This window comes from Rossellomorea vietnamensis (genome assembly GCF_008180615.1).
Classification (GTDB): Bacteria; Bacillota; Bacilli; order Bacillales; family Bacillaceae_B; genus Rossellomorea; species Rossellomorea vietnamensis_D.
The window spans coordinates 444811-461522 of sequence record NZ_VTEH01000001.1; the positions used below are offsets into that span (position 1 = coordinate 444811).

Here is a 16712-nt window from a genome sequence, read left to right on the forward strand (position 1 = left end):
TTATTCTATGTAAAGAGCAGTTGATTTCCGCTCCGTGTGCACAACTCCACAGATTCCAGCCTATCTCAGGGATATAAGGCCGGCAAAAGCATAAATCAGCTCTTTTTATAGATTGTGATTCCAATAATTCCATATGATTCTGCCCTGATGGTTTTCAATGTACCAGCTTCCTCTGGCAGTACAATCTCGGATGCGTGTTCACAAACAACGTAACCGCTTTCATTCAATAAGCCGTTTTCGTCGATATCTTCCAGCAATTGCTGAAGTTTCTGCTTCTTGTACGGAGGATCCAGAAAAATATAATCAAAGGTTAACTCTCTTTTTATTACAGCTTTAAGGGCTCTTCCCGCTTCATTCCGGTATACTTCGCTTCTTTCGCTGTATCCGCAGAAGTCCAAGTTCGATTTAATGGTCTTAATGGCATTGAAATCCTTGTCCACAAAAATGACCTTTTCCAAGCCTCTGCTTAGAGCTTCTATTCCCAGGCCGCCGCTGCCTGCAAACAAATCGAGACCGGTTCCGGTATCAAAATAGGGACCAATTATATTGAAGATTGCTTCTTTCACTTTATCAGTTGTCGGCCGCGTTCCGCTTCCCGGCACCGCTTTCAACGGCCTGCCTTTACATTCACCCGATATAACTCTCATTTAATTCACCACTGAATATGTATTTATTTCTTTTATATCCTACCATATATAAACATTCTTTTCTATCAATCGCCGAATTCCGGGAAAATCCGCCTAAAATTTCTCGCCTGATGTATAAAAGGTTCTTCACTGGTGATAATGCTAGTAACAACATCTTTTCTGGTGTTGTTGCCAACCGCGGAGAAGACTTACGTTTCCCCATAAGTTCTTCCTCCGGTTTCTCCTCTCCCTTTGCCTTCTTTCCTTTGTGGAAGTAGAAGGACCCTGCAGGAAGTCCTGCAGGGTATTTTTTATTTCAGCAACTTAATGTTCTCTTACATTTCGGTGTGTTAGTGTCTACCTGCCGATCTTAACTTAGAAATTATCACTGTTCTACCGGTATCTTAACCTCTCCTTCAATCCATGAAGGATAATCTTGAAGTTCGAAAGTTATCACACCGGAAACTTTGTCTCTGTCATAAGGAAAGCCAAAACGCGGCAGCCCTTCTGAACCGCCTCCCTCATGATACTGTGAAGATAATTTATGCTCTTCACCACCGGCGTCCTTATACGACTGAATTGGCGACATATGATTAGCCTGTTCATATCGCACATCCCACGAAAAGAGTAAGGCGCCTGTCTCATCATAAATTTCCTCGTACTCTACTTTGGCAAGCCTTTCATCAGGTGCCCGGAGTATTTTCAGCTCTTCGGTATCTACCTTGACTTCCAGCTTATCTTTCTCTAATGCCCTGATTTTACTGAAGACCAAGTAAAGTTCTTTCGGATTCTCAAAGTAGTTGCTTTGAAGATAGTAGGTCTTTTCTTCAAAATCTCCGCTGGCTGAGAGGCCGTTGGAGATGCGGGACCAGGTTTCACCATTTTCATCAACCAGCCTCAGATCCTCTATATCAAATATCCGTTTAGTATTTTCCGATGAAAATTCCATCTGGATTCCGACCCTTGTTGGAGAAGCCTTTATTGTTTTTACTAAGATCTTTTGTCCTTCTACTAGAAACTCCTGATTGAGATGTATGTCTTTGGTTTTACCCACTTTGTTTTGATTGACCTTGAAAGGAATTTCCCATGTGTCTCCTAATGGTGCATCACCATTGCTCAACTCAATTTCCATGGTATAGTTCTCCTTGTTTAAAGTTTCTTTCAAGCCGTAGTTAGACTGATACATATCCTCTTCTTTCGAATCAATTGCGTCAATGGATAAGCTGTCGAAAGCGACCTCTTCACCGTACTCATCTACCACCTGAATCTTATCGATCCTCAGGTTTTCAAATGATGATGAACTTGAGTCGACATTATAAAAAAGGACGAGCTGTTCCTGATCGGCTATGAATGAATTCAGCGTAATCGTTATTCCCTGATGGGCTGCTGAGTTGTTCACTTCCTGCACAAAATCATTGTCAATGACCGAGACCATCCCTTTGTCCTGTCTAACCATCTCAACAATCTGCTCCATGCCCGGTATGTTACTTACATAAGAAGCAAAGGTCTCGGAAACCCTTAGGGAACTGATGAATAAAACTAGAAAGATCAAGGATGCAGCCAGCGCTGTCTTCCATAAATAAGAAGGTTTCTTTGAACGGTTGGCTTTTTGGATTCCCATCCGGATCGCTTCATCGATTGCTCTCTCGGGATACTCTCTTTCATTTATCTTCAATTTCAATTCCTTAAGACGCTCTTCTTCGCGGTTAGGCATTGGAATCCTCCTCATCTTCAGTGAATTGTATTCTTAAAGCTCTCAGCCCCTTGTGAAGCCAAGTTTTGATTGTCCCCTGCGGATGCTCCAGCAAGGCTGCTATCTCCTCAATCTTCATCCCTTCCAGATATTTCAGGATAATGACTCTTCTGTACTTTTCATCGAGAAGCTGAATCGCCTCATCCATTTCCAAGTTGGACCCCGTGCCCCTAGCTTCTTTAGACTGAAGAATTTCATCATTATAAATGATCCTCTTTTTTTTCAGAAGCTCGTCATGGCAGTAGTTCATTAGGATTCTGACCAGCCATGTGGAGAAGAATTCTGGGTTCTTCAACTTTCCGATAGACTTATAAGCCCGAAATGTCGTCTCTTGAATGGCTTCCAAAGCATCATGGTCATTTCGGAAATAGGAGATTGCTATTCGATACAATTGCATTTTATGTAATGTAATAAGCTGATAAAAAGCATTGTTATCGCCTTTTTTTGCTTTTTTGACTAATAGTTCATTTTCTTTTTTCATGAGATTCTCCTTTCCTGTACGTTAGACTTATAAAGCAGGAAAAAGTTTTAATAAATCATAATTTTTTCTCCGCAGTTGATTTCACTAATTCAATGATAAATATACAGGGCGTGACTCTTGCTGTGTAAAGTAAACTAAGCCTCGACTGCTGTACTTTTCAGCTGTGGTATCCTCCCACTTTGAACGCTCCCTGAAGGCCGCTATGTAAATTATATAGCAGCACTGATATATAATAGGAGATCAAAAGACATAAGGCCTTTCTCTCTAGCCAGGGAGAGCAGCTCTTTTCTATCTTGCATATCATGATAATCCCGGTTAGGTATGGTGCTATCTTTTTAAATGGCTCTTTATATGAAAAAGGCATATTTAAGCTTTACAAAACTATAAGCATATCCACTTTTAATCAAACTTATACTGTGGGAATGAATATTTTAACCATATTATGATCGATGGTGTCGGTGCCGTCATGGGAGTTTTTCGTAAAATTTGTTGCTATTTTATATTAACTTCGTAAGATAACAGCTTTATATTCTGCTAAGCCAAAAGAAATGAACTGTTCCCCGTTTAGAGAGAGAACTCTTAGTGTCCAGATGGTGGTATTGCCGAGAGCAAAATTAATGCGAAAACAGTCTATATAATAGGCTTTTTCTAATTAATTGCTGATTTAGAATTCGATTTTACCTTCCCCCCCCTTTACATATGAGGATTGAAGCGGAAGGCGTACGATCTCCTGCGGGACTAGCGGGACAGGTGAGACCCCGCAGGCGCAGCCGAGGAGGCTCACCGCCCGCCCCGCGGAGTCGTCCGCCTGGAGCGGAAATCCATTTCATTTAAGGCAGCCACATCTTTGCGAAAACAGCCTTTTAAATTCATATTAAATAAACATTAAGATTTAAAGACCCCCAAAAAAACCTGGATTATAGAACGGGTTAAAAAGTCGAAATTCGTTTTCTAATAATACTCTTTACTTCTTGGAGTCCTTTTGGAATAATTAAAAGTTGGAAAAGATGATATCAATGAGGGTTGAAAGGAAGTAGTATATATGATCCAGCGTTTTATTGAACTAGGAGAAGGGTATTCAGATTTATATGAACTTATAGAATTGGCTCGTTACAATGAACCCAGAATGCTTCATTTCATGGCGTTTCACACTGTCGTGAAAGAACGTCCTGTAACTTCGCTGGCAGTTGTCCTTAAACCTGCCGGTGAAAGTAAGTTTCAACCATTGTATATATGCAGGGAAGGTGTTCCCGACCCAAACCACCTGCCCAATAAAAGATACCAGCTGTTCGAGGAAGCAGCAAAGGCTCAGGGACGTGAAGTCATCCAGATGGACGTAAAGCCCTCCTCTGTGTTTGCCGAGAAAGAATTGTATTATGCGCACCTGATCGCTATTCTGCGCCTGAATCACTATATATCACCTTTGCAGTAGACAGACAAAAGCGTAAGCGGCCTGCTCAGCCCCGACAGGCAAATGTTCCCAAGAGAAAAAATGGCGCTCTTTCCTTTTATTCTCTTGGGGTTATTTGACCCCGAGGGGCTGGTCGCTGAAGCTGGCCGGAACATTTGCCTCCTCAGCCCCGGCAGGCAAATGTTCCCGAGAGAAAAAATGGCGCTCTTTCCTTTTATTCTCTCGGGGTTATTTAACCCCGAGGGGCTCGCCTCTGAAGCATTTCCTAAGCAAAAAAAAGAAAACAGGTGCCTGCCACCTGTTTTCTTTTCTTAAATACCCATTTTATAATCATACTCTTTCGCTTTATCCGGTTTTGAGTTTTCGAATTCTGTCTTGATGAAAGGCTTATAGGAAGGCTCCACTTTTTTCACATAAGAATAAGAAGACAGCTTTTCAACAATCGAATCCGTCTCGTTCTGATTACAATACAATACAACATACTTCATCTTTCTGGAAACATATTGTACATTGCCGAACCTTCTCATCGACTTGGCGTGTTTCAAACTGTATAACCATACTGTAATTCCTTGTCTATCGGTGAACATCTTTATTTTCCCCTTAAATAACACTCTGTTTTTCATAAGTCTAGCATAAGAAATGACTATAAATCAACAAAAGAAGGGATGAGAAGCATGGATCTCGCAGTGATTTGGAGTAAATTCGCAGAACATTTGCAATCCTTCGAAGGCATTGAAGACTATGAAATGAAGAAAATTGCCGGCATTCCTTTCATATATGTAGATGCTGTGCTTTCTAAGGAAGAAATCGAAAATTTAATCAAACGGGCCACCGCAAAATCAATCCGGGGGAAGCGGCTGCACTCAGAAACTGTATATGTAAGGAAAAGGGAGCAACATTACGTCTACCGTCACCGTTTCTATGTACCTCAAGAAAAAATGTTCTGCTGCGGCAACCTGTGTGTCGATTGCATAAGACTGCGGGGGTGATTAAAAAGCGGAAAGGCCCCGCTCAGCGGCGTACGGACTGCACCGGCCCCGCATTGAGATAAAGGAATCACGAAGAACGAAGTGATTCGATGATGACTTATCTTTTAAAGTGGAGAGGTCCCGCTTAGCGGCGTACAGATTGTAGGGCTCTCGTATGAGATAAAGGAATCACAACGAACAAAGTGAGTTGATGATGACTTATCGCAAGGAGAGAGACCGAAATCTGCTAGCCGTTGGGACCTCGGACTGGATTCGCAAAGGAGGGGACGGGCAGTACGCTAGCCGTTGGGGCCTTGCAGCTGGATTGATCAAAAGCGTAAGCGCCTTGATCAGCCCCGACAGGCAAATGTTCCTCTGAGAAAAAAAGGCGCTCTTTCCTTTTATTCTCAGAGGGTTATTTGACCCCGAGGGGCTAGGCGCTGAAGCTGGACGGATCAAAAGCGTAAGCGCCTTGATCAGCCCCGACAGGCAAATGTTTTAAAATTCCCAACAAAAAAATGCGGGGATTTCCCCGCATTTAAGAGCAGCCGCAGCTTCCTCCGCTTCCACAACCGCCTCCGCAAGCAGAGCCTGAGTCAAAGAAGGGATTGCCGGTCGGCACTTTAACATTTTCAGATACTGAACGGCCGATTAAAACACTGACCTCATCCAGCAGGCTTTGCAGATCTTTTTCTGCACGGCGAAAACTTGCCACATTTTCGTCCATATCCATATCACGTTTCAGCTCACGGATTTCCTTCATCACCCTCTTATAATCGGGATGATAACGGCCAAAGCGCTGAACCTCTTCATACAGTTCTTTCATTTTGCTGAATTCCTGTATTTTGAGCTGTGTGCCTTTATCTGACTTTAACATATATAAACAACGGCGGTACTCTTCTGCAATATCAGACTGCAGGATCTGAGCTGCCAATTCTTCTGCGGATTCCTGAATTTCCAATCTTTCTAGTGTAGCAAGCAAAAACGCTCACCTCCATAACGCCATTTTAACACGTTTAAGGAAAGTAAGCTAATAGTTGTTTTTAGGGAATGGTAATGTAAAATTGTTTTTGAAACCCTAATGATTGCTGGTTATTTTTTCCGACAATATCCACCTTCACATGGTGAATACCTTTGTTCAGACCCTTAATCACAAATGCGGCAGTATGATATTCGTCATATCTCTTTCCATCAACACTAACCACTATTTTTCCCTTTTTGCCTTTCTTTCCTGTTGAAAATGTAACTCCTGGAACAATGCACTCCACATAAACTTGACTGCCCTGAACGATATGTCTTACTGTTACCTCTTTGTTGTCCCGGGAGTTAAGCGTCGCCGCCTCTGCTTCATGCTCCATTCCGAAAGATTCCGGTTCGGGTATATCTTCTCTGCACCCCGCCAAACATATTATGGCCATTAAAAATATCCATTTTTTCATTATAACCACTCCTTGCCATTAGCGTTTGCAGGCAAGAGAGTTTTTAACCAAAAAAATAAGCCATATCCGCCTGGACGACCTTTGTTGTGTTTACACGGAGATAATACTATTGCGAATCATTCATCGCCTGGAACATCTGCATCATCATCGAGGCCATTTGAACTCCATTAGAAAACCGTTGAACCTGATGGTGGACCGTTTTTTCATAATGATTGATGGAGGCAGCTTCAAACTTATCAAGCTGATGTGGATTTTTACTAAGAATTCGATACCATGCCGGCTGGACCCTTATAAAATTTTTCAGATCTTGCTTAGAATGGATATAGTCCACCACTTCTTTTCTCATACAATCCACTTCCCTTAATCTTTTGTGAATGAAAACGGATGCCTGGGACGCTCTGGCGCTTCAGTTGTTTTAGACGGTGACGTCGTGGTATCAGACGACTGAAATTGCGACAATACTCCTTGGACGGCACCAATCGCCTGGCTTAAACTGTTTATATGCTGTTCCATCTGGGCAGGATCCATATTTTTAAGCATTCCGCCGATTTGATCCATGAATCCCTTTGATTCCTTCTTTTCTTCTTTGTCTTTATCTTCTTTAAAGTCATCCCACCGCGAATCTTCTTCCCCTAATAAGTACCATTCCTCGAATAATTCCTGCCAAGTGGCAGTCCCCTTCCTCACTTCTGAAGACATTTTAGGGTGTTTTTGCACAAATTCCTTGAATTCTTTCACTTTAGGATGCAGCTGTTTTGCCATATCCTTCACCTCCTAAGTCGGGGCATATACCTACTACAACATATGAAAATCATCCCTAAATGTGAATGACCAAAAGGCTGTATTCGCATACATTGTTGCTTTCGAAAAAATTCCAAGATCCGGATTTCCCCCCTGGATACTAAAGTTTTACTTTCTAATCGGGGAGAGCAGCTAAATAAATACTGTTTTATTCTCACTTCAATCGCTGAAGTTGTATCTCACTTTTTTATGATCTTTTCCAAATCTTGCTCCTATTTAATATTTAAATAAAGTAATATCTCCTTAAGAAGATAAATTTCATTTAACATAAACAGTATTAAATCTCTAAAAAATGCCGTAAAGAACCCAAAAAATTCCCCGGAAAATTATTTCATGATATGATTAAAAAGTCTGATAAAAGGAATGAAACCTCCCATAGCTTCTGATAACCGCTATTAGAGGATTTCAAGAGAACAAACAGCAATCAATCATTTATACAAATATAGTAATTGAAACAAAAAATGAAGATGAAGGATGTATTAAGATGAAAGAAGAACTGACAGAACTTTTGAACGAATGTGTAGAGAACGGTAACGAAGCAGATTTTATAGTATTAAAACAAATGCTTCAAGGAGTCAGAAGAAAGCAGGATCAACACAACGGATCTTATATAGGCGCAGCCTTGGCGATGGAAAGAACCAACGGAGAAGATACCTGTGAAGTGACCATACCTGTCACCCCTCTTACCTATAACTCCCTGGAAATAGTACATGGAGGGATCACGGCCACACTAGTGGATTCCGCTATGGGAACATTGGCTAATATTCTCCTTCCCGAAGGATATGGTGCAGTCACCACCAACTTGACTATTCATTACCTAGCACCTGGGAAGACTGGAAGCTTAACTGCCAAAGCTTCTCTTGTTCATAAAGGCTCCAAAACGCTGGTCATCGATGGCAAAGTAGTGTCAGACGATGGAAAAACAGTTGCTCATTGTACAGGCTCTTTTTTTGTGGTTAAGAAAAGATTTTAAATTCATTTAAGAAGCCTGTCATCTTAAGACGGGCTTTTTTCCTCGCTTCTTTCCATTGCAACTATCCTGGCTGTCAAGAAAGACAACAGCTGCACATCCTTTTCAGAGAACCTACAGTAAAAAATTCAAAAGAAAACTCTAAGCAAAATCAGGCCTGAGAAAAGAGCTTAAGAGAACAGGTTCCTAACACGTTAACCTTTCTGGAATTCATTGCACATAGCACTTGCTCTTAACTTTGATGCATAATCCCTTAGCTAATCCTTCCTGGTGAACAAAAAAAGAACCAGCCATTTGTGACTGGTCCTTCAAAGCTTATGGTACGAATTGCTGGATGAAATTTTGAGTAAAGTACTTTCTATATACTCCCACTCCAAGATGAGTAAAATCCGGTTCCAATAACGTTTTCCGGTGTCCCTCCGAGTTCAGCCATCCATGTACAGCTGCCGGGCCGTCAGCATACTGGGCCGCAATATTTTCCCCTGCCATGCCAAAGGCAATATTACCGCTTTCCAAACGGTCTGCAAGTGTTCCGGAGGTAGGGGATTCATGGGAAAAATAATCCTGTTCAAACATGTCTTTGCTGTGCTGCTCTGCAACAGAGGCTGTTTCTTCATCCCATTCCACCTCACCTGCTTCATAGCTTGAACGAATAATGTTAGTGATTTCAAATATTTGCTTTTCACTGCCTTCTGCTATCTCATCCCACTTTTCTTGGGGAATATCGCTTTCTTCCATTAATTCCCCTCTATACACCATCTCATATGGCCTTTGTTCAATTAGTGCCTCTTTATTGAACAGGCGTATACTGACAAGTTTTCCTGTATACTTATCAATGTAAAGCTGGGCATATACATCCCCTAGTGAGGTCAGCATCCTTGTATTTAAGTCTTCTTCAGAAAGTTCAAATCGGTAGGTACCTTCATCAACATTTACGACAATTTCTGATTCCACTGGAGAAGTCTGATAGATTTCTTTTATCGTCTGCCCTACCTTGAAAGGTTCTATTTCTGCCTCATCGCCAGCTGCATAAATAGTAACGATTTTACTTCGAAGTATGCCAACTTGAAAGTACTTCTGGTCAGAAATATGATAAATCCACCACTCATACCCATATGCTGATGGATCAATACGGTCAGGTTCGCCTAATTGGGCAACCAGTTCTTCAGCACTCTTATTAATAAAGGAGGCCATCCCCAGAGCAGGAGCACCCATATTGGGATTTTCTTCTGTTCCATTGAGAGAGTCGTTCTGATCTTCCTGAGGTTCATTTGTTGCAGGCCCTTGTAATATAGGGGTATCATCCTGCTTTCCATTTGAATAAACACCGACAAAAATTATAATAGCTAGAACCGTTAAGATACGAAGTAAAGTTTTCAGGAGTTATCCTCCTTTCTCTTAGTATGCTGGTATAAAAAATTTATCTAAATCCTTTAAGAAATATCGTTGATTTACACATCCGGATAAAGACCTTATGTATATATAACTATTATTAGTATAGCATTACTTGTAATTCCTTTTACAGTAAGACCTTTTAAATTTTTTCTGAAATGCGTATTCATTTCGATTTGTTTATTTATTACCTATACTATTCACCGGGCACTTGATTTATTTAGCATTGAACCGCTTTAATAAACAGTTTGAAAAATCCTTGTTCCGGACAATTTATCACTATTCTACGTAAAAATGGGAAGAGAAAAGCTAGCATTCAAATTCAACAATCTTTAAGAATGGCTGTTTCCGCATAAATTGCTGCTTTCGGACTAAGGTTTTTCTCTCTAATCGCAGTGTTCAGCTCTCTTCTTTCTTACCATTATTTCGTGATTTACCATGATACCTGCGTATTTCACGTTAAATAGCTAGAAAAGAGCTTTTAAGAAAACAGCTCTAATTTGGAAGAGCCTTGGAAAATAAATAGAGCCGTCCTCAAATAAAGGACGACTTCTGATCAATACCGAAGTGACTGTTATCTATCGACCATTCAAATCATGAAATCAAATCTGCGCCGATCATTTAAGTTCTTAGCTTAAATTAACAAGGTTTGTTGGAGCTGATTTCGTGTTGAGATATTTTTTCTATAGCCAAGTTGGTTTGATGATCCAGCTTGTCCCTCACTGCCAGGTCTCCAAGAGAGACTATACCTACAAGCTTTTGTCCATCAACCACCGGCAGTCTCCTGATTTGATGACGGCTCATTAGTGATGCCGCCTCCTCGATCGGAGCTTCTGCTCCAATGGTGACCAGTTCATCACTCATCACTTGTTCTACTTTAGAAGACCCTGGATGCTTTTCTGCTACCCCTCTGATGACAATATCCCGATCTGTGATCATACCTGCCAAAAGATCTCCATTAACAATCGGTATCGCACCGACATCATACTCCTTCATTTTGACAGCCACTTCAAATACATTATCAAGCAATGTGCAAGTTTCGACTTTAGTGGTCATGATATCTTTTACATTCAAGCTGATTCCCTCCCTTCCAGATAGATGCTGCTATTATCATTCTCTTTTAAAAGAGAAGTATTCTCCTGCAACCCCGTAATTACTATTTTCGTCACAATGTATTCGTTGCATCAATTGAAAAATTACACTATTATAAAGAATGAGGAATTTTGCATTCTGCAGAAAATCACAAGAAAAGAATGCGTTGAAGATATTGGAGGGATATATATGCGTTTTGAAACTTCTGGCGTCGATAAAATGAAAGCGGATTTAAACAGACTTGATGAAGTGATGAGCTCACATGGAATGCATCGTGATGGTCAATGGGATTATGAGCGCGTCACATATGACAAAAAGTTTGAAATCAAAGAGGGTACATTCTACCTTAGAATTCAAGGTCATACGGTAAATGGTGACATTGGGAAACATGATGCAATCATCCAACTTATGACACCACTGCTGGGAAAACATTATTACCCGCATGGCATCGAATATGGTGAAGGAGAACACTTCCCTGCACACCTTGTAACAACGTGTGAGAAGCTGTTGGGCGAAATTAAAGCAGAAGTGTCAGGATTTGCTGAATAATGAATAACTCCGCAGGCAGAAAGGAATTACCTTTCTGCCTGTTTTTTTATAAAAGTTGTTTTCTAATACATACTGTTTCCCGAAAAATCCCTATTCCAGGATTTCCTCTCTTGAATCGAAGTGGTTTCTCTTGCTTAACAGGTTATTTCCGTTAAATTATGGAAATCGTTTTTCGAATTTAGTTGAAGAGCAGCAGAGTCTAAAAAGAGCATTTTAAAAAAACTGATGACTTTTTCTAACCTGTATGCAAATTCGGTAAGGTGTTTTCAAGTAATTTTATGCAGAGTGCACTTAGATATTTCGTGAGGATTCATGTTTTGAGTCTGTGGATAATAAGCTTTGTGCTCGGCGAAGATAGTTTAAAGTGAAAAAACTTTAGAATTGGAAGCTGTGCTCTGTTCAGTTTAGGACATATTGTAATATAATAGTTATATAGGTACATAAGAAGAAAGGGGCACCAAATTGACAAAGTTTCTTTCCAAGAAAATGATCATGATCAGTATCACAGTCATTTTCACTATTTTATTGCTGTATTATATCCTCCCTGTTTCTATCCCGCTTATAGCTGCCATAGTCACAGCACTGTTACTGGACCCTGCGGTGAAAATGCTTGAAAGAAGATTTAAGATCAAAAGAAAGCTTGCTGTCTTAGTCGTCTTTATTATTTTTATACTATCAATCGGTGTGATTTCTTACTTCGTGATTACAAAAGTCGTTGGTGAGGGTGTCAAACTGGTAGAGGATATTCCCTTATATATCAATCAGCTAAGCGATATCTGGCTGTCTTACGAAAAACAATTTACTAATGCTGCAAAGGACCTGCCAATTGAAATTGTTAAAGAAACAAGCAGAGAGGTTCAGGATTTTTTAAACAGCTTCAAAAGCAGCTTGAAAGAATATTTGGATATAGAGAAAATAAGTGCATTCCTCGCGTATATCCCTAACTATTTAGTCAGTTTTCTTGTATTCTTGATAGCACTGTTCATGTTTATGCTTGACCTTCCAAGGATAAAGCAGACAATTTTCAACCATCTGACAGAAAAAACAGCTGAGAAAGTAAATTTTATGACTTCGAGGCTTTCTTATGTGATTTTCGGATTCTTTAAAGCACAATTTCTTGTTAGTATTATAATTTTTGTAGCTGCACTAATCGGCCTTCTGTTTATTTCTCCTGAAGTGGCCGTCGTCATGTCAATCATCATATGGATCATTGATTTCATTCCTTTGATTGGATCTATCGTGGTGCTCGCCCCTTGGGCCATATTCCACTTACTATCAGGAAATCTTACTTTGGGAACGGAGCTTGCAATACTTGCTGCTGTCCTTCTGATCATCCGCAGGACCGTTGAACCTAAAGTCATGGGAAGCCATATCGGCCTCTCTCCTCTGGCAACCCTGATTGCGATGTATCTCGGCTTAAAACTGCTCGGTGTTCTCGGTTTCATTTTGGGACCATTAATTTTAATCGTGTTTAATTCTGCTAAAGAAGCGGGAATTATTAAGATGAACTTCAAAATTTAATTCTACACTGACTAAGGACTTGATGCGGGTTCTGTACCTTTCAATACCTTAACCTTAAATATAAGAGAGGCAGGTCGATTATCGACCTGCCTCTTTTCTTTTAGCTCTTTTCAAAACCTTTGCGGCTGATTGATACTACTTTCGTAAAAAAACCCTATTTCTGCGGAATTACCTGGTAATGTTGAAGGATAAAAGCTGCTCTCCCCGATTAAAGAAAAACCTTTAGTATCAAGGGATATCTATAACCAATATATGCGAAAACAGCCTTTAGAAAAAATCAATAAAGAAACCAGGTTTTACTTGCACATTTTCTGTTAAGACCCGGATTTTCTGCTGATCTCCCTTAATAAGCCCCATGTTGTAAAGTTCTGTGGCGGAATAAATCCCGAAGATAAGCGGAATTAAAACATTGACGTCCAGCTCCATATCTACCTCATAGTCAGATGACAGTTTCTCTGTTTTCTTATTAGCAAGAAGAAACTTCCCATTATTCCAAGGCGCATAATCGTCAGAGATGTTCATTGATAATTCCCCTTCAAAGGAATGAAAATATAAGTTAAAAAATGAAAAGACATCCACTACTCTTGCCATAAAATATGGTTGAAGCTCTGTTGTGGTTTTCGGGTTATGCATTAGATATGGCAAAGGATCATCCGGATGCAAGACCAATTCAACTTCTGCCAGCATGGAGTCATGCTGGCAGATAAAATTCCATAAACCATTTCTAGCCTCTGCATTCAGTGCAATAAACTCTTCTACTTTCATCTTCTGGTCTTTGATATCATATAGAATATATCCAGTGTCTTCGCCTTTATCGTCAGAGTATACTGCAACGCACAGGGTGGTTATCGTTCTTTCTTTCCACCACTCACTATCCCTTGCCAGCATACCAGAATGCCCTTTGGCATATTGCCTGTAGACTTCTTCTAATTTATTAGGATAGGTATCTTTGTTGAATCTCTTTATCGTCCCGGATACAGGCTCAAACATTTTCAATTCTGCCTTTGGTACTTTTACCTTTTTTAATTGTGCAAACAGTTCCCAGCCATATTTTCGATAAAATGCTATCGAGAATGGATGAAGCATTGAAAGAGTTTGTCCTTTTTCCCTCATCCGTTCCAAAGTAAAGGTTAATAAATCTTTTACCAATCCCTTTCTTCTGTATTCCGGATAGGTTGCTACTCCTGCTATCCCTCCCATTTTATATTCCGTGTCTCCCAGAAATACACCCAGCGATAGCAGATGGAGTTTAGCAGCAAGCTTATCTTCGATTTCAATGCCATATAACTCGTGGGAGTCCAATTGCTTATACCTTTTTTCTAGTTCCTCTTCTGGAATCTTGTATTGAAAGGCATACATCGATAAGTTTAAAGTTTCATCATAATATTGTTTATCAAGCCTCTTGATTGTCATCCCATTCACCTCATCGTTTACTATTCTATAGGAAAGCGTTGTATTCCTTCATCCCATACAAAAAGGAGCCGGTAATTATACCGGCTCCTTTCCTTTAGCTTGCTCTTAAAAACCTAGAATTGCTTTTATGACAGAGGTTGTTTCTCCGCCTTTATAAAGAACATACAATAAGGAATATACAGCCACTCCAGTAGTAGCAGTGAAGAACCAAATGATACTTGTTATAGGTCCCAATTTTCTATGTCTTTCATAATTCGCTTTATAACCTGTCCATAAAGTCACCAGACCAAAGACCGCTCCAGTTGTAGCCAAGGTGATATGAAAAATCAAAAACAAAGTGTAGTAGATTTTTATATCTTCAGGACCGCCAAAGGCCGTATTACCTACAAAGATGGTGCGGCTTACATAAATGATAAAGAAAGTCAAGGCGAAAACAGCTGCTAAAAACATCGTTTTTTTATGTGCTTCAATCTTTCGCTGCTTAATCTGCCACCATCCTATTGCCACAGTGATGGCACTTAAAACGATGAATGTCGTGCTGATAGTCGGTAAAATAGGTAAAGACATGGTTTCTTCCTCTCTTCTCTCTATGGTAGGAATCGCTTATTATTCAACAGGTTTCGGATTAATGAAACCTCCATTTTCATAGTGCTCCATCGTTTGATCTGCTTCTGCCTGGTCTTTTTTGTACCATTGGAAAAATAAGCTGGCCAGCACAAACCCAAATACAATTTCCTGGATAATTTTCATAATAACACCGCCGAGCTGCTGATCATGTTCAAGTGACATGGAAGTAAAAAGTTCAGGACCGCTTAAGTTCAAACCCGATAAAGTGTTGGCCGGAACACACAGTGCCAATGCTTTTAACCACTCTGTAGGATCATAATAAGTTGCATAAAGAGGATTATCTGCAAAGATGATTAATCCGCATGCGGGCGTCAACAGTACTGCACTTCCAAGTATATAGCCGATTTTCTTCAAGCCATGCAAGTCAATTTTATTGTCTGCAGGGTTCAGCAGCGGCCACCACATGAAGACTGCCAGGATAAATAAGATGAATGTGAACAAGCCATGCAGGGTAACATCCGTCCGTACATTATCGAAAACCCCCGGGATATGGTAAACAGAAAACAAAATGTTGAATGAAACAAGGGCGATAAGCGGCTTGGTCATGAATGACATTACCGATCTGATTACCGGAAGCTTAACCACACTCTTCCACACCCATGAAGGAATTCCAAGAATAAACAGTGGTGCGAATACTAGGTAAAGAGTTGCCATCTGAGTCATATGGACGGAAAACAGCATAGTGCTCATCACTTCCACAGGAGAACCTTTGATAGCATATAGTAGAAGCATCGAGATTATAAAATAGGCTGCTTGTTTAACAGTAAGCGGTTCACTCTCTTCGAAACTGTCTCTCCACTTAATAGTGATTAGGAAATATAACGCTGTTATGAATAATATCGTGATTATAAATAACGGACTCCACAGTGCAAAAAATCCGAATATACCTAAATGCATAATGAATACCTCATTTCTTAGGAATGCTCATCTATATTATACGTCGACCCTCTCTACAGTTCAATGTATGCTCATGACAAGTTCATGACATTTGCCCTCAGCGAAGACTCTTCCTGCTGAAAATCTACAGATTGCCAGTTTTCATCCTTCTTGTCGCTATTTAAAAGTGCGGCATTATTGCAAGCTGTTTTCTAGTTCTGGCATTACTAAAGGCTCTTTTTATTAATTTTGTTGAGATTAAATATAAATTTTTAAAAAAAAGACTCTAACTCAACGAGATAACCAGGCTGTCAAGAAAAGGGCTGCTCTCCCAATTAGAGAGGTCACTCCTATATATTTGAGGATATCCGAAAGTGACAAATATTGCGAAGACAGCCATATTAGAGCAAAAGAAAAACCCTTGAGTCTGCTATAGCAATTCTCAAGGGTTCATTCATTAAATCCAGACGATCGTCATAAAAGCCAAAATGGTTATGAATCCAACGAATGCTCCTGAATATAGGAATAATGCAGGGGCTTCGTGTCCTTTGTGGCTCATATGCATGAAATAATACAATTGGAAAATCAGCTGCACAGCTGCAAGGAGAAGAATAAATGGTATAACGAACCATTTAGAAAATCCACCTGCTACTGCAACGAAAGCTGTTAAAGTCAAGAAGATCATCAGAGCAAAGGAAACAACTTGCATTCTCATGTCTTCTGCATTTTTCTTGCGGCGATATTCGTAATCTACACTTGGGTTACCTGAATTTGATTGTACATTCGCCATCAG

At 40.2% G+C, this 16712-nt stretch carries 20 protein-coding genes; 5 read left to right on the plus strand and 15 right to left on the minus strand.

Features of this window, described 5'->3' with window-relative positions:
- Nucleotides 1–95: 95 nt before the first annotated feature.
- From rsmD to FZC79_RS02160, 4 genes are all read right to left on the minus strand, one after another.
- Nucleotides 96–647 carry a 16S rRNA (guanine(966)-N(2))-methyltransferase RsmD gene (rsmD, locus tag FZC79_RS02145; protein WP_148945233.1) on the minus strand — a complete coding sequence of 184 codons (552 nt, stop codon included), beginning with the start codon at nucleotides 645–647 and terminating at the stop codon, nucleotides 96–98.
- Nucleotides 628–849: a hypothetical protein gene (locus FZC79_RS02150; RefSeq protein WP_148945234.1), complete on the minus strand. Its 222-nt coding sequence runs from the start codon at nucleotides 847–849 to the stop codon at nucleotides 628–630. Before FZC79_RS02150 ends, rsmD begins: the two co-directional genes overlap by 20 nt.
- A gap of 162 nt (nucleotides 850–1011) precedes the next feature.
- Nucleotides 1012–2340 carry a DUF4179 domain-containing protein gene (locus tag FZC79_RS02155; protein ID WP_187442611.1) on the minus strand — a complete coding sequence of 443 codons (1329 nt, stop codon included), beginning with the start codon at nucleotides 2338–2340 and terminating at the stop codon, nucleotides 1012–1014.
- Nucleotides 2333–2860: a sigma-70 family RNA polymerase sigma factor gene (locus FZC79_RS02160; RefSeq protein WP_148945236.1), complete on the minus strand. Its 528-nt coding sequence runs from the start codon at nucleotides 2858–2860 to the stop codon at nucleotides 2333–2335. Before FZC79_RS02160 ends, FZC79_RS02155 begins: the two co-directional genes overlap by 8 nt.
- Nucleotides 2861–3902: 1042 nt before the next feature.
- Here FZC79_RS02160 and FZC79_RS02165 point away from each other — a divergent pair.
- A complete protein-coding gene (locus tag FZC79_RS02165) occupies nucleotides 3903–4292 on the plus strand; it encodes a DUF7147 family protein (RefSeq protein WP_148945237.1) in 390 nt (129 codons plus the stop codon).
- A gap of 290 nt (nucleotides 4293–4582) precedes the next feature.
- Here the strand turns inward: FZC79_RS02165 and FZC79_RS02175 are convergent, their stop codons facing one another.
- Nucleotides 4583–4858 carry a YlbG family protein gene (locus FZC79_RS02175; RefSeq protein ID WP_148945239.1) on the minus strand — a complete coding sequence of 92 codons (276 nt, stop codon included), beginning with the start codon at nucleotides 4856–4858 and terminating at the stop codon, nucleotides 4583–4585.
- An 87-nt stretch (nucleotides 4859–4945) separates the two neighbouring features.
- Between FZC79_RS02175 and FZC79_RS02180 the strand changes: the two genes are divergently transcribed.
- Nucleotides 4946–5260, plus strand: coding sequence for a hypothetical protein (locus FZC79_RS02180; protein WP_148945240.1), 315 nt, complete (start codon nucleotides 4946–4948; stop codon nucleotides 5258–5260).
- A 517-nt stretch (nucleotides 5261–5777) separates the two neighbouring features.
- On the opposite strand, the gene FZC79_RS02190 is transcribed toward FZC79_RS02180, so the two are convergent.
- The 4 genes from FZC79_RS02190 to FZC79_RS02205 all read right to left on the minus strand — a co-directional run bounded on the left by FZC79_RS02190 (nucleotide 5778) and on the right by FZC79_RS02205 (nucleotide 7440).
- Nucleotides 5778–6221 (minus strand): YlbF family regulator, encoded by a 444-nt coding sequence (locus FZC79_RS02190; RefSeq protein ID WP_148945241.1) that lies wholly within the window; start codon nucleotides 6219–6221, stop codon nucleotides 5778–5780.
- Nucleotides 6222–6282: 61 nt separating this feature from the next.
- The gene (locus FZC79_RS02195) at nucleotides 6283–6678 is read right to left on the minus strand and encodes a hypothetical protein (protein WP_148945242.1); all 396 of its coding nucleotides are present in this window, start codon (nucleotides 6676–6678) and stop codon (nucleotides 6283–6285) included.
- Nucleotides 6679–6784: 106 nt separating this feature from the next.
- Complete coding sequence (locus FZC79_RS02200) at nucleotides 6785–7024, minus strand: YlbE-like family protein (protein ID WP_148940393.1); 240 nt, start codon at nucleotides 7022–7024, stop codon at nucleotides 6785–6787.
- Between the two features lie 14 nt (nucleotides 7025–7038).
- Nucleotides 7039–7440 (minus strand): YlbD family protein, encoded by a 402-nt coding sequence (locus FZC79_RS02205; protein WP_148945243.1) that lies wholly within the window; start codon nucleotides 7438–7440, stop codon nucleotides 7039–7041.
- Between the two features lie 523 nt (nucleotides 7441–7963).
- On the opposite strand from FZC79_RS02205, the gene FZC79_RS02210 reads away from it, so the two are divergent.
- Nucleotides 7964–8452: a PaaI family thioesterase gene (locus FZC79_RS02210; RefSeq protein WP_148945244.1), complete on the plus strand. Its 489-nt coding sequence runs from the start codon at nucleotides 7964–7966 to the stop codon at nucleotides 8450–8452.
- 312 nt (nucleotides 8453–8764) lie between these two features.
- On the opposite strand, the gene FZC79_RS02215 is transcribed toward FZC79_RS02210, so the two are convergent.
- Both FZC79_RS02215 and FZC79_RS02220 read right to left on the minus strand, forming a co-directional pair.
- Entirely contained in the window at nucleotides 8765–9664 is a 900-nt protein-coding gene (locus tag FZC79_RS02215; protein ID WP_148945245.1) for a CAP domain-containing protein, read from the minus strand.
- 816 nt (nucleotides 9665–10480) lie between these two features.
- Nucleotides 10481–10897, minus strand: coding sequence for a CBS domain-containing protein (locus FZC79_RS02220; RefSeq protein WP_148945463.1), 417 nt, complete (start codon nucleotides 10895–10897; stop codon nucleotides 10481–10483).
- A 225-nt stretch (nucleotides 10898–11122) separates the two neighbouring features.
- On the opposite strand from FZC79_RS02220, the gene FZC79_RS02225 reads away from it, so the two are divergent.
- Together FZC79_RS02225 and ytvI are read left to right on the plus strand one after the other, a co-directional pair.
- Entirely contained in the window at nucleotides 11123–11482 is a 360-nt protein-coding gene (locus FZC79_RS02225; RefSeq protein WP_148940400.1) for a YugN family protein, read from the plus strand.
- 462 nt (nucleotides 11483–11944) lie between these two features.
- Nucleotides 11945–13003 (plus strand): sporulation integral membrane protein YtvI, encoded by a 1059-nt coding sequence (gene ytvI / locus FZC79_RS02230; protein WP_148945246.1) that lies wholly within the window; start codon nucleotides 11945–11947, stop codon nucleotides 13001–13003.
- A 267-nt stretch (nucleotides 13004–13270) separates the two neighbouring features.
- Here the strand turns inward: ytvI and FZC79_RS02235 are convergent, their stop codons facing one another.
- From FZC79_RS02235 to ctaF, 4 genes are all read right to left on the minus strand, one after another.
- On the minus strand, nucleotides 13271–14416 hold the full coding sequence (locus tag FZC79_RS02235; protein ID WP_148945247.1) for a GNAT family N-acetyltransferase: 1146 nt from the start codon (nucleotides 14414–14416) through the stop codon (nucleotides 13271–13273).
- A gap of 105 nt (nucleotides 14417–14521) precedes the next feature.
- Nucleotides 14522–14983, minus strand: a complete 462-nt coding sequence (locus tag FZC79_RS02240; RefSeq protein WP_148945248.1) for a DUF420 domain-containing protein — start codon at nucleotides 14981–14983, stop codon at nucleotides 14522–14524.
- A gap of 39 nt (nucleotides 14984–15022) precedes the next feature.
- Nucleotides 15023–15940 (minus strand): cytochrome c oxidase assembly factor CtaG, encoded by a 918-nt coding sequence (ctaG, locus tag FZC79_RS02245; RefSeq protein ID WP_148945249.1) that lies wholly within the window; start codon nucleotides 15938–15940, stop codon nucleotides 15023–15025.
- Nucleotides 15941–16376: 436 nt separating this feature from the next.
- Nucleotides 16377–16709 (minus strand): cytochrome c oxidase subunit IVB, encoded by a 333-nt coding sequence (gene ctaF / locus FZC79_RS02250; RefSeq protein ID WP_148940412.1) that lies wholly within the window; start codon nucleotides 16707–16709, stop codon nucleotides 16377–16379.
- Between the last annotated feature and the right edge of the window lie 3 nt (nucleotides 16710–16712).

Bases quoted from the DNA above. Each gene is read 5' to 3' on its own strand.
- rsmD (WP_148945233.1), bottom strand. From the start codon at position 647: ATGAGAGTTATATCGGGTGAATGTAAAGGCAGGCCGTTGAAAGCGGTG.
- FZC79_RS02150 (WP_148945234.1), bottom strand. From the start codon at position 849: ATGGGGAAACGTAAGTCTTCTCCGCGGTTGGCAACAACACCAGAAAAG.
- FZC79_RS02155 (WP_187442611.1), bottom strand. From the start codon at position 2,340: ATGCCTAACCGCGAAGAAGAGCGTCTTAAGGAATTGAAATTGAAGATA.
- FZC79_RS02160 (WP_148945236.1), bottom strand. From the start codon at position 2,860: ATGAAAAAAGAAAATGAACTATTAGTCAAAAAAGCAAAAAAAGGCGAT.
- FZC79_RS02165 (WP_148945237.1), top strand. From the start codon at position 3,903: ATGATCCAGCGTTTTATTGAACTAGGAGAAGGGTATTCAGATTTATAT.
- FZC79_RS02175 (WP_148945239.1), bottom strand. From the start codon at position 4,858: ATGTTCACCGATAGACAAGGAATTACAGTATGGTTATACAGTTTGAAA.
- FZC79_RS02180 (WP_148945240.1), top strand. From the start codon at position 4,946: ATGGATCTCGCAGTGATTTGGAGTAAATTCGCAGAACATTTGCAATCC.
- FZC79_RS02195 (WP_148945242.1), bottom strand. From the start codon at position 6,678: ATGAAAAAATGGATATTTTTAATGGCCATAATATGTTTGGCGGGGTGC.
- FZC79_RS02200 (WP_148940393.1), bottom strand. From the start codon at position 7,024: ATGAGAAAAGAAGTGGTGGACTATATCCATTCTAAGCAAGATCTGAAA.
- FZC79_RS02205 (WP_148945243.1), bottom strand. From the start codon at position 7,440: ATGGCAAAACAGCTGCATCCTAAAGTGAAAGAATTCAAGGAATTTGTG.
- FZC79_RS02210 (WP_148945244.1), top strand. From the start codon at position 7,964: ATGAAAGAAGAACTGACAGAACTTTTGAACGAATGTGTAGAGAACGGT.
- FZC79_RS02215 (WP_148945245.1), bottom strand. From the start codon at position 9,664: ATGGGTGCTCCTGCTCTGGGGATGGCCTCCTTTATTAATAAGAGTGCT.
- FZC79_RS02220 (WP_148945463.1), bottom strand. From the start codon at position 10,897: ATGACCACTAAAGTCGAAACTTGCACATTGCTTGATAATGTATTTGAA.
- FZC79_RS02225 (WP_148940400.1), top strand. From the start codon at position 11,123: ATGCGTTTTGAAACTTCTGGCGTCGATAAAATGAAAGCGGATTTAAAC.
- FZC79_RS02235 (WP_148945247.1), bottom strand. From the start codon at position 14,416: ATGACAATCAAGAGGCTTGATAAACAATATTATGATGAAACTTTAAAC.
- FZC79_RS02240 (WP_148945248.1), bottom strand. From the start codon at position 14,983: ATGTCTTTACCTATTTTACCGACTATCAGCACGACATTCATCGTTTTA.
- ctaG (WP_148945249.1), bottom strand. From the start codon at position 15,940: ATGCATTTAGGTATATTCGGATTTTTTGCACTGTGGAGTCCGTTATTT.
- ctaF (WP_148940412.1), bottom strand. From the start codon at position 16,709: ATGGCGAATGTACAATCAAATTCAGGTAACCCAAGTGTAGATTACGAA.